Origin of the sequence: Bacillus sp. FF-1 (assembly GCF_028548245.1) — a bacterium.
GTDB lineage: Bacteria > Bacillota > Bacilli > Bacillales > Bacillaceae_G > Bacillus_A > Bacillus_A paranthracis.
The window spans coordinates 253,051-262,706 of record NZ_JAQQGG010000007.1; the positions used below are offsets into that span (position 1 = coordinate 253,051).

Annotated in this window: 11 protein-coding genes, 15 tRNA genes and 2 rRNA genes; 1 reads left to right on the top strand and 27 read right to left on the bottom strand. The window is 36.8% G+C overall.

Annotated features, from left to right (window positions below):
- The first annotated feature begins 332 nt into the window (after positions 1-332).
- Positions 333-923, top strand: coding sequence for a recombinase family protein (locus PQF83_RS22170; RefSeq protein WP_000639145.1), 591 nt, complete (start codon positions 333-335; stop codon positions 921-923).
- 270 nt (positions 924-1,193) lie between these two features.
- Here PQF83_RS22170 and PQF83_RS22175 read toward each other — a convergent pair whose 3' ends face one another.
- The 27 genes from PQF83_RS22175 to PQF83_RS22305 form a co-directional block, all read right to left on the bottom strand.
- On the bottom strand, positions 1,194-1,544 hold the full coding sequence (locus PQF83_RS22175) for a hypothetical protein (protein ID WP_000287823.1): 351 nt from the start codon (positions 1,542-1,544) through the stop codon (positions 1,194-1,196).
- A gap of 386 nt (positions 1,545-1,930) precedes the next feature.
- A complete protein-coding gene (locus tag PQF83_RS22180; protein WP_000183439.1) occupies positions 1,931-2,776 on the bottom strand; it encodes a hypothetical protein in 846 nt (281 codons plus the stop codon).
- 14 nt (positions 2,777-2,790) lie between these two features.
- Complete coding sequence (locus tag PQF83_RS22185) at positions 2,791-3,078, bottom strand: hypothetical protein (protein ID WP_001245084.1); 288 nt, start codon at positions 3,076-3,078, stop codon at positions 2,791-2,793.
- Positions 3,079-3,209: 131 nt separating this feature from the next.
- Entirely contained in the window at positions 3,210-3,353 is a 144-nt protein-coding gene (locus PQF83_RS22190) for a hypothetical protein (protein ID WP_001200132.1), read from the bottom strand.
- Positions 3,353-4,039: a hypothetical protein gene (locus tag PQF83_RS22195; protein ID WP_000897666.1), complete on the bottom strand. Its 687-nt coding sequence runs from the start codon at positions 4,037-4,039 to the stop codon at positions 3,353-3,355. Before PQF83_RS22195 ends, PQF83_RS22190 begins: the two co-directional genes overlap by 1 nt.
- Positions 4,029-4,256 carry a hypothetical protein gene (locus PQF83_RS22200; protein WP_000163290.1) on the bottom strand — a complete coding sequence of 76 codons (228 nt, stop codon included), beginning with the start codon at positions 4,254-4,256 and terminating at the stop codon, positions 4,029-4,031. The genes PQF83_RS22195 and PQF83_RS22200 overlap by 11 nt, the downstream gene beginning before the upstream one ends.
- Positions 4,253-4,540, bottom strand: coding sequence for a helix-turn-helix domain-containing protein (locus PQF83_RS22205; RefSeq protein ID WP_000579931.1), 288 nt, complete (start codon positions 4,538-4,540; stop codon positions 4,253-4,255). The genes PQF83_RS22200 and PQF83_RS22205 overlap by 4 nt, the downstream gene beginning before the upstream one ends.
- A gap of 452 nt (positions 4,541-4,992) precedes the next feature.
- Positions 4,993-5,115 (bottom strand): hypothetical protein, encoded by a 123-nt coding sequence (locus tag PQF83_RS22210; RefSeq protein WP_000472094.1) that lies wholly within the window; start codon positions 5,113-5,115, stop codon positions 4,993-4,995.
- 161 nt (positions 5,116-5,276) lie between these two features.
- Positions 5,277-5,639 carry a GIY-YIG nuclease family protein gene (locus PQF83_RS22215; protein ID WP_000590120.1) on the bottom strand — a complete coding sequence of 121 codons (363 nt, stop codon included), beginning with the start codon at positions 5,637-5,639 and terminating at the stop codon, positions 5,277-5,279.
- Between the two features lie 1,136 nt (positions 5,640-6,775).
- Positions 6,776-7,768 (bottom strand): tyrosine-type recombinase/integrase, encoded by a 993-nt coding sequence (locus PQF83_RS22220; RefSeq protein WP_000113968.1) that lies wholly within the window; start codon positions 7,766-7,768, stop codon positions 6,776-6,778.
- Positions 7,769-7,947: 179 nt separating this feature from the next.
- A tRNA-Leu gene (locus PQF83_RS22225) sits at positions 7,948-8,029 on the bottom strand.
- A 10-nt stretch (positions 8,030-8,039) separates the two neighbouring features.
- Positions 8,040-8,110 (bottom strand) — tRNA-Cys (locus tag PQF83_RS22230).
- A 14-nt stretch (positions 8,111-8,124) separates the two neighbouring features.
- A tRNA-Gly gene (locus PQF83_RS22235) sits at positions 8,125-8,199 on the bottom strand.
- Positions 8,200-8,204: 5 nt separating this feature from the next.
- A tRNA-Gln gene (locus tag PQF83_RS22240) sits at positions 8,205-8,279 on the bottom strand.
- 63 nt (positions 8,280-8,342) lie between these two features.
- Positions 8,343-8,418: transfer RNA gene (locus tag PQF83_RS22245), tRNA-His, on the bottom strand.
- Positions 8,419-8,437: 19 nt separating this feature from the next.
- Positions 8,438-8,511: transfer RNA gene (locus PQF83_RS22250), tRNA-Trp, on the bottom strand.
- A gap of 7 nt (positions 8,512-8,518) precedes the next feature.
- Positions 8,519-8,602: transfer RNA gene (locus PQF83_RS22255), tRNA-Tyr, on the bottom strand.
- Positions 8,603-8,612: 10 nt separating this feature from the next.
- Positions 8,613-8,688: transfer RNA gene (locus PQF83_RS22260), tRNA-Thr, on the bottom strand.
- Between the two features lie 18 nt (positions 8,689-8,706).
- Positions 8,707-8,782: transfer RNA gene (locus PQF83_RS22265), tRNA-Phe, on the bottom strand.
- Between the two features lie 9 nt (positions 8,783-8,791).
- Positions 8,792-8,867: transfer RNA gene (locus PQF83_RS22270), tRNA-Asp, on the bottom strand.
- Positions 8,868-8,870: 3 nt separating this feature from the next.
- A tRNA-Met gene (locus PQF83_RS22275) sits at positions 8,871-8,947 on the bottom strand.
- Positions 8,948-8,971: 24 nt separating this feature from the next.
- A tRNA-Val gene (locus tag PQF83_RS22280) sits at positions 8,972-9,047 on the bottom strand.
- A 5-nt stretch (positions 9,048-9,052) separates the two neighbouring features.
- A tRNA-Glu gene (locus PQF83_RS22285) sits at positions 9,053-9,127 on the bottom strand.
- Between the two features lie 17 nt (positions 9,128-9,144).
- Positions 9,145-9,236: transfer RNA gene (locus PQF83_RS22290), tRNA-Ser, on the bottom strand.
- Positions 9,237-9,238: 2 nt separating this feature from the next.
- A tRNA-Asn gene (locus PQF83_RS22295) sits at positions 9,239-9,313 on the bottom strand.
- Between the two features lie 8 nt (positions 9,314-9,321).
- A 5S ribosomal RNA gene (gene rrf, locus PQF83_RS22300) occupies positions 9,322-9,437 on the bottom strand.
- Between the two features lie 100 nt (positions 9,438-9,537).
- Positions 9,538-9,656 (bottom strand): 23S ribosomal RNA (locus PQF83_RS22305); the annotation flags it as partial.

Below are 9,656 nucleotides of genomic sequence, written 5' to 3' on the forward strand. Positions count from 1 at the left end.
TCCTCGCACTAGGTAGGTGTGGTACTGTGGTGCAGTGGACGTGGTACACCTGTACATATACCTACTATACACGGGGCATACAGGAAACCTCACAAACGACTGTATAACGGGCTTTATGACGTAGAGTAGTATTGAAAAGTAGTTGTATTTTAACAACGCTGTACGGGGCGAATGAGGACATTAAAAAGGGACGCTTGTTACAAGACAGGCTAAACAAATAGTATCAAAATATCTACACTTATTGACACTGATAAGAAATCCCTGTATTATAGGGTTTGTAAAGTATCAAAAAGTCGTATCAAATAAAAATTGATAAAAAGGGGAAATACATAATGATTTATGGTTACGCACGTGTAAGTACAAATAAGCAGGAACTGGACATTCAAATTAAAACATTAAAAGAAAAAGGTGCTACTCAGATATATAAAGAAAAGATAAGTGGTGCTAAAGCTGATAGAAAAGAATTAAACAAGCTATTAGAAACAATAAAAGCTGGTGACACACTTGTAGTAACTAAAGCTGACCGTATAGCACGTTCATTATCACAGCTAGAAGCATTCGTACTTGATTTAACTAATAGAGGTGTAGCGGTACATATAATCAATATGGGGCTTTTTACAGCGGAATCAATGGACAACCCTATAACAAAACTATTGTTTCAGGTATTAGGTTCATTTGCCGAGTTTGAACGTTCTATGATTCTCGAAAGAACACAAGAAGGTATAAAAGACGCTAAAGAAAAAGGTGTTAAGTTTGGTAGGAAGTCTAAGAAATATGTGATTGAAGGTTCTTTATTACATGCTATTGAACAAGTGGAAGAAGGGAAGATGTCACAGCCTGAAGGGGCTGAATTTGTTGGGTGTAGTGTAGCCACATTTAAAAGACGACTAAAAGAATACAGAGAACAAAAAGGAAGTTCCTAGTTCTATTTCATAACTGGGCTTTAAATTCCCTTCAGGAACTACAAGGGATAATAGCTGTGATTTTCAGCTAAACCAAACGGTACAAAAAATGCCCACAAACTCATGTGTAGCATGGGCTGAATGACTATCATTACTATAAAAAAAGATTTTACACATTCACAATTTATCACACAGGCAAGCATTGTTATTTCGCCTATTTCAGTTACTAAACAGTAAATTATTGTCAAGTGAGTTACCTTACATTAATACAAATAAAAACCCCCACTAGTATTAACCAGTAGGGGACATTTCTTTACGTAATTTAATTTTTATCTTCTCTATTTCTGCCAATCTTCTTTGGCGTACTTTATCACTTTCACTATCTAGTCCCGTTAAGTTAAGAAAACAATGGTGCTGTAACTCTTCATTACCTCCTAACATGTTTGCTGCCCTATTGTAAAATACTTTGCCACAAATACTACATTCATGTTTTACCACTACCATTACATTTATAGGACGTTCTTTGACTGCAATAAAATCTTCATACTTCCCGTTAAGTAACTGCTGGTATTCCTCAATAGATAACGTTTTAAAGCTATCTACTTCATAACTACTAATTTCTTTTTCAATTTCTGTATACATTGTATTAATTATGATACCTCCTGTTATGTTTAATTAGATTTATGGTGTTACTTACCGCCCTAACGGGCGTGACTGCGGTTACGGCTTCACCTACACCTTGTCCACTTCTTGTTAGTATTCTTCGTTAATAGTTTCTATCAATACTATGAATAGTGCCGCTATAATAGCTTTAAGTGTGACGTCAGGAACACGGGCTGTTATGCGATATGTTTTTTTGTTTTTATTACGGTTAATGATAGTGAATTAAAATGAATGTAAAAGATTAAGAGATAATCACACTAACAAAAATCACCCTAATCCCTTGTGGCAGTAGGGTTTAACCCCTATTTAATATGGTGCACAAAAGGCATAGTATTTCATTAAAAAGGTGCACGAAACGCATAGTATCATTTCTTACTCTTCACAATAAAATCAGCTATCAGCACTTCAGGTACTTGTAAGTTATATTCCCTTTCGCTTACTCTTCGCATTAATAACGGATTAGCCTTAAAGTGATATTCTTTGTCACCTTTTCTAACTTGTGCGAATGCGTATAGTGTCCCGTATCTCTCATGTTCAAAGGTAACTCGTCTGATTTTTTGTAATACTTTGTTGGTATCAGCTACACCAATAATTGTAGATATTTGTTTCAAGTTAAGCGTATCAATCTTTTCTAACTGTCTTTCATTTGGATTACTTGCTAAAATATTGTGCCCATATGTTACATAAGGCAATAAAAAATAGACCGCTGAAAGGTCTTTTGCTTTAACTTGTGCGTCACGTAATGCACGTATGCTATTTATAATTAGCTTAATATTATTCTTGACCTGACTACGTGGCACTTTTCCTCTAAAATGATAAATAGGATTCATGCAGTAAACTTTGTCTTCATTTAGGTATAGTACGCCCTTTTCAGTTAATTTACTGATAACATCTTTTGTTTTACGTGTCTTTAAGTTCAAAATCCCTTCAAAGTCTTTCACCTTAGTAAATGGTGTTTTAGTTGTCCCTAAAGTGCCGTCATATCGTAAATACGATTGAATTATGAGTAGGTAGCCTAATGTTGTATCGTTCATACCCTCAATTAACTTCGTGATTTCTTTCATATTAGTATTGGTAAAGCTATCACCTTCAGATTTGAAACTTTTTTTATCATGTTCACGCTGTTCTCTCTCCAATGCCTCTAAATTTGCTAACTCACGCAAACGCGAATTTTTAGTAGCTGCTTGAAAAACTTCACTTAAATTTGTCATTTTAAAATTCCCCCTTAGTTGTAAAAAATGTCATGTAGTACGAGATAGCAAACGTTCATATATGGTTCATACAGTTGCATTAATCCTAAATCACATAGTTCTTCTGCTACTTCAATTAACTTTTCTAGCATTGCTTTTTCAGTAAATACAGGAATAAAATTCACCTGCTTTGAGAAAGATTTCAAGTCTTCAAATGAATAAAAACGCCCTTCTGTCTGTTCCTTGTGCAGAATTTGAATAAGCAAGGTAATGTGTTTGTCATTCAATCCAAAACGTTGTTTTAAAGTTATTAGGTTTCGCATTAATAGCCCTCCTTAATGTTGTTACATATAAGGTAGTACCGTTAATCATAAATTTAAGGACACATATGTATGTGATTAATAAAAAAAAAGAAGGCAAACCGCAAATGGCTGCCTTTACTATTTCATGTTATTTAATTTGTTTTACCTTTTACTTTGTCTTTTACTTCTTCCTGTAACTGTAGTCCTAATGAAAGTAGGGCAAATGGTGGCAGTCCTTTTAAAATACTAGCATCACCTTGTTTTATTTTATCTAATATTTCTTTGCTGTATTGCATTACACATTACTCCCTTCTTTACAGTAGTTACGTACAATAAAACTGTTATTTTTAACGGCGTTATTACCTTCCTTAGCTTGAATAAAGTGAGTAGGTGAAATCTGTAGGTTACCTACCTCTAACGGTGTTGACGTACTAATTATCTTATTATGAAGGCGGTATTCATCAATTACCACACTATCACCAGCTAAACAATCGTATACGTCATGTTCAAATTCTTTTTGTTCTGATTCAAGCATTTTACTAACATCTGCAACACAGTCCATTACGTCAGACAATGCCACCCGTGTAGCTTTATTCATTTCTTCATTAAAAGCGGCGTGTAATTCATTACGGTCTTTATCAATAGCTTGTGCAACTGCTGGGGCATACTTTAATCTTACCTGTGTTGTACGTTCCTTAGTTTCTTCTAAATACACGTCTAGTGCTTGAAGTTCTTTTACTAAGTGGTCTTGTTCATTTTGAAGATAAATGCGTTCGCCAATTTCATATGTCGCTTCCATATCAGCAAGTACTTTCACTAATTCAGCTTGTTTTTCAGCTTTTCTTTCTTCAATACTTTCAGCATACTTTTGAATGTCTTCCATATCTTTTTGAAATGCTTGAATAGCTTTCTTTGTATAGCGGTGCGGCTTGTAACCTGCAATTACTTTATCTAATTCTTCACGATTAATTTTAAATAACATTATTATTTTCTCCTTTCGATTGTGCCTGCCGTTTCTTAGCAAGCATTACAGCTTGTATAGCTACTTTCGTTTCTTTTATGCTAATGGCTGTTTCCTTCTCGACTTCACGTAAATGAAATAGCTTATCTAACAGGGCATTTGCTTTACTGTCCAATTCTTTAGCGTTATATCCCTTAGTTAAAATAGCAGCACATAGTTTTTCTACTTTCTTTGTCATACTTTATAACCACGTCTAGCCTTAATTTCCATCAGTTTTCTATAAGAATCAATTTCCACACGGTCGATACGAAAGCGGCGTTTTAATTCCTCCACACGGGCATAAACATTCGGACTAAAATCCTCAACGTTTCCGCTTTCGTATTCGCTAATCATTCTTTGACTTACCCCCAGCTTTTCAGCAACGGCTGCTTGTGTTAAATTTCGTGAAAGCCTAATGTACTTAAGCATTTGCGGTTTAATTTCAGGTTTATAAGGTAAGTTTTTATATTCATTTCCAATCATTATTAAATCCCCCTTTTTAGGTAGTTATATTAGTTTATTTCCTCCTTCTATTGCTATAAAAATAACCCCTACATCAAGTGACATAGGGGCTACTTACCAAAAGCACAACTTAAAGGAGAATGAATTTAGGAGGAAAACATGGGTAAAGATACCCAAACAAAAAACCACACACAATGAAGTATACGGTCTTAAAAGTTCCCCTATATTAATGTGTGTGAAACATAATCCATTTACAGGTATATTTTAGAATTATTTTTCACTTCATACTAGATACAGCAAGGGTTCATTGCTTCTTGTTGTCAGGTTGCTTTTTCCATAAAATAACTCACCGAGATTCACATTTCTAGGCGATTAACTTTTGTTTTACGTATAGTTGCACTACTAATCTTCTTTAAATTACTTTAAAAATAAAAAGAGAATGCAGATTATCTCCACATTCCCTTTTCAAGTTGCTATATGTTCATTAACAGTTGTCTGATAAATTCAATTGCCACACCAGAAATGATAACATCAAAATTAACATGAAAATACATTTCTGTTGTATCTGAATCCTTCTTGTAGAAGAATTTAAACATATACAACCACCACCTATTTATACAGCGTTTTCGATATAAATTAAAATCCCTTTATAATTCTAAACGGTTAATGGTTGAATGAACCTTCTATATTATCTCAAATTATTCCTAATCAAACAAGTGTTTCCATATATTTTTTTGTTAGAATCCCAACTTTTATTTTATAAACTTCTTATCCAATCCTCACGCCTCTTTTTCAATTCTACTTTGCTTACTGACTCATTCCCTTCAACATTCCCGATTGGATTATATAAGTTAATAGCATACATTTCATAAATTTTTCGGTCTTTCCTATCACAATAAAAAACATCAACCGAATGAAACACATGATGAAATCTTCTTGTAGTACTACTTTTACCAGTCATATGTTTAGTCAGTCTCTTCCTTAAATTCAAAGACTCTCCAATATAAACAATTCCTCCACTTGAATCTCTCATAAAATAAAATCCTGAATCTGAACTAACTTTATGAATGTCTGATACAGGAATACTCAAAGAACTTTCAGGAATCTCAATCTTTATCAAATTTATTACCCCTCATTTCCAATCTAACATTCTTTATAACCTAATCCTATGATATACTAATACTAAATTAGGGAATCATTTCCCTTCTGTGTACTTATTTTACTTATCTATTCATTTTGGCGTTTAGTCCTTTAAAACTAAGCGTCCTTTTTTATTTATTATACCGTTATTTTCTGATATAATGTTTTTTGAAGTTACAGGGGAAAGTATCCCCTTCTCTTTACTACCGTTTGCGTTTGGTCTTATTGGCTAAACGCTTTTTCTCTTTTTCCCCTATATAGTTCTTACTTTATATATCGTTTAAGCCCCATTTCTCTCTATCTTAGCTAGTGGTAGTTGCTTAGATTTTCCTCTACCCATCGTTAGTGGTGGAAAATGTTTTAAATCTCTTGACGGTTTTGAACGCCCTTTGACATGGTGAAGCGGAGGTTGTAGAAACGGCTGATAGCATAGTTATCCCCTAGATTTCAAAGTTAAAATAACTAAGAAAGCTAGAAAGGATAAGTACTATACATGGCTTGCGTTATGCAGTGTCCGTATGCGTAGCCCTATTCACTTAGTAGTTTTCACTACATACACCCTTTAACAATGGCTTGTCCCTTGCATATCGTCCCACAATGACAAGCTGAATGTATTCCCTAGCACCGTAATGCTAACGATAACCCACCGAACCTTTCAGAGAATAGTCTCTAGGTAAGTTCTCACCTACTCTCACCGAATGAATAGGAATCCAGTGAAAGGTGCTATCCTTGTAAAAGCATACTAAGTACTTTCCGCACGACCGATAGCAAGCCACACCTTAATTATCCCTACGTTATACGTGTCCATAATTACAGTTTATCAGTTTTTAGCGTGGTTTACAGGCAATTCCACGTTCGGAATTACCGCACACCCATACTTATAATTACCTAAAAAAGACAATAGGAAACTAAACCTCTTGCATTATAATTTTTTTGCTTTATAATGGAGGTGACGAGTACACGGAATGTCCGTTATTTAATTGTTGTTGATATGCAATTTTTCCGCTATTTAACTGCTATTGAATATACGAAATTGTCCGTTATTTAGTTTTGAGTCGATTTTTAAACCTTAGGTCACGTGCTGTAACACGTGGCTTTTTTCTTTGTCTAAAATTTTTATAAATATCGTTTATTAAGTACCTTTAACGGGGAAAATTCTTTATGCCGTTCTCTTACGTCATTACCAAATAAATTTACATATGTTTTAACAATCTCCATATTGGTGTGTCCCAGTATGGCTTGTAACTCAAATATATTCGCACCTTGCTGTACACTTAGTTTGGCAAATGTGTGTCTAAACGTGTGAGGACTACAACGCACATCTTTTATTTGTGCCATGTTGCCGTATATAGATATTCGTTGCTGTATTCCTCTTCTGGTAAGGCGTGTCCCATCAACAGTGACAAATAAAGCATTACTTTCAACATACCCACGAATAGCGATATACTTTTTCAGTTGGCTTTTCATATCTTTTTGTATAGGTACTTGCCGTTCTCGATAGCTTTTAGCGTTACGAATTACAAGCAAACTATCCTCCCATCGAATATCCTTTACAGACAGCCCCACTAGTTCATTTATACGTATACCTGTTTCAAGCATTAGCATCATAATTGTGTAATCCCTAACGCCCGTAAATGTCCTTAAATTAGGCTGATGGAATAGCTTATTAAGCTGTTCTTTTGAAAAAGTAGGAATAATACGTTTCCTGTCTTTCAACAACTTAATGTTTTCCATTGGATTTCTAGGAATGTGCTTCTGCTTGTATAAGAAGTTATAAAAAGCACGTAATGCACGTAAACGAGTATTAATAGAAACTACTTTAATTCCTCTATAATTTTTCATGTAAAGTATCACGTTTTCTTTTACATGTTCTTCAGTCATGTTATAAGGTTTTAAAATAGAAACGTCTATTTCTTGTTCTGTTAATAAATTAAGAAACGCCTGTAACTCATTTAAATAATACTTAATGGTAAATGGTCGAAGATTTCTTAACTCACAATCCTTTACAAACAAGGTGATAGCTTCATTAAACGTTTCAACATAGGATTTACTTTGCTTTTTAATAACAGCTAATTCACTTTCATCTAAAGTGTTTTTTCTTCTAGCCAAAAGTTAACCACCTTTCTTTACCTGTGAACACGACCAATGAATACGATTTTAAAAGTGGATTTTTCAAGCAAAATTACCCCTGAAAACACAAAAAAACGCCTTCCTACAAAACTGTAGAAAGACGTTTTAAACGTTGCTATTACTTAATTCTTCTGTAATTCACGATAACCATTTAACGATACCGATGGTCGGGGTCGAACCGACACTCCCGAAGGAACACGATTTTGAGTCGTGCGCGTCTGCCAATTCCGCCACATCGGCACAAAAGAAAAGGCGGCAACCGGATTTGAACCGGTGATAAAGGTTTTGCAGACCTCTGCCTTACCACTTGGCTATGCCGCCATATAAAATTTTACTGGAGCGGAAGACGGGATTCGAACCCGCGACCCCAACCTTGGCAAGGTTGTATTCTACCACTGAACTACTTCCGCAAAAATGGCTGGGCTAGCTGGATTCGAACCAGCGCATGACGGAGTCAAAGTCCGTTGCCTTACCGCTTGGCTATAGCCCATCGAATTCTTACTTAATTATATGTAAGTATCCATTAGATTATTTATAATTTTTAAAATAAAAATGGGGCGACTGATGGGAATCGAACCCACGAATGCCGGAGCCACAATCCGGTGCGTTAACCACTTCGCCACAACCGCCATGTTGTGTAAATATATTTGGCAGGGGCAGTAGGAATCGAACCCACACTGGAGGTTTTGGAGACCTCAGTTCTACCTTTAAACTATGCCCCTATGTAAATGGTGGAGGGGGGCAGATTCGAACTGCCGAACCCGAAGGAGCGGATTTACAGTCCGCCGCGTTTAGCCACTTCGCTACCCCTCCGAAACTTACATGGTGCCGGCTAGAGGACTTGAACCCCCAACCTACTGATTACAAGTCAGTTGCTCTACCAATTGAGCTAAGCCGGCGTATTTTATTAAAGTAAATGGTGGCTCGGGACGGAATCGAACCGCCGACACGAGGATTTTCAGTCCTCTGCTCTACCGACTGAGCTACCGAGCCTTATTAAAATGGCGGTCCCGACCGGGGTCGAACCGGCGATCTCCTGCGTGACAGGCAGGCATGTTAACCACTACACCACGGGACCATTTGGTTGCGGGGACAGGATTTGAACCTGCGACCTTCGGGTTATGAGCCCGACGAGCTACCGTGCTGCTCCACCCCGCGATGATATTATTCATATAGTTTATATGGTGGAGGATGACGGGATCGAACCGCCGACCCCCTGCTTGTAAGGCAGGTGCTCTCCCAGCTGAGCTAATCCTCCAAAAGTGGTGACCCGTACGGGATTCGAACCCGTGTTACCGCCGTGAAAGGGCGGTGTCTTAACCACTTGACCAACGGGCCAAATATTATAAATCCTATGGCGGAGAGCAAGGGATTCGAACCCTTGATACGCTTGTGACGTATACACGATTTCCAATCGTGCTCCTTCGGCCAACTCGGACAGCTCTCCAATGGCTCCGCAGGTAGGAATCGAACCTACGACCGATCGGTTAACAGCCGATAGCTCTACCGCTGAGCTACTGCGGAATAATATTGCCTGGCAACGTCCTACTCTCACAGGGACAAGGTCCCAACTACCATCGGCGCTAGAGAGCTTAACTTCCGTGTTCGGTATGGGAACGGGTGTGACCTCTCTGCCATCATTACCAGACATTATTCTTTTGAGACAATCATTATTATAACTTATTTTCTTTAAAAGTCAACAAGTTTTTTATGTTCTCTCAAAACTAGATAACATTGCTACATATTATATGGTTAAGTCCTCGATCTATTAGTATTCGTCAGCTCCACATGTCACCATGCTTCCACCTCGAACCTATCAACCTGATCATCTTTCAGGGATCTTACTAGCTTACGCTATGGGAAATCT

What these genes read in the sequence shown, in the direction of transcription:
- PQF83_RS22195 (WP_000897666.1), bottom strand. Translation starts at nt 4,039, where the DNA reads ATGTTATTTAAAATTAATCGTGAAGAATTAGATAAAGTAATTGCAGGT.
- PQF83_RS22210 (WP_000472094.1), bottom strand. Translation starts at nt 5,115, where the DNA reads ATGTTTAAATTCTTCTACAAGAAGGATTCAGATACAACAGAAATGTAT.
- PQF83_RS22180 (WP_000183439.1), bottom strand. Translation starts at nt 2,776, where the DNA reads ATGACAAATTTAAGTGAAGTTTTTCAAGCAGCTACTAAAAATTCGCGT.
- PQF83_RS22170 (WP_000639145.1), top strand. Translation starts at nt 333, where the DNA reads ATGATTTATGGTTACGCACGTGTAAGTACAAATAAGCAGGAACTGGAC.
- PQF83_RS22190 (WP_001200132.1), bottom strand. Translation starts at nt 3,353, where the DNA reads ATGCAATACAGCAAAGAAATATTAGATAAAATAAAACAAGGTGATGCT.
- PQF83_RS22175 (WP_000287823.1), bottom strand. Translation starts at nt 1,544, where the DNA reads ATGTATACAGAAATTGAAAAAGAAATTAGTAGTTATGAAGTAGATAGC.
- PQF83_RS22200 (WP_000163290.1), bottom strand. Translation starts at nt 4,256, where the DNA reads ATGACAAAGAAAGTAGAAAAACTATGTGCTGCTATTTTAACTAAGGGA.
- PQF83_RS22185 (WP_001245084.1), bottom strand. Translation starts at nt 3,078, where the DNA reads ATGCGAAACCTAATAACTTTAAAACAACGTTTTGGATTGAATGACAAA.
- PQF83_RS22205 (WP_000579931.1), bottom strand. Translation starts at nt 4,540, where the DNA reads ATGATTGGAAATGAATATAAAAACTTACCTTATAAACCTGAAATTAAA.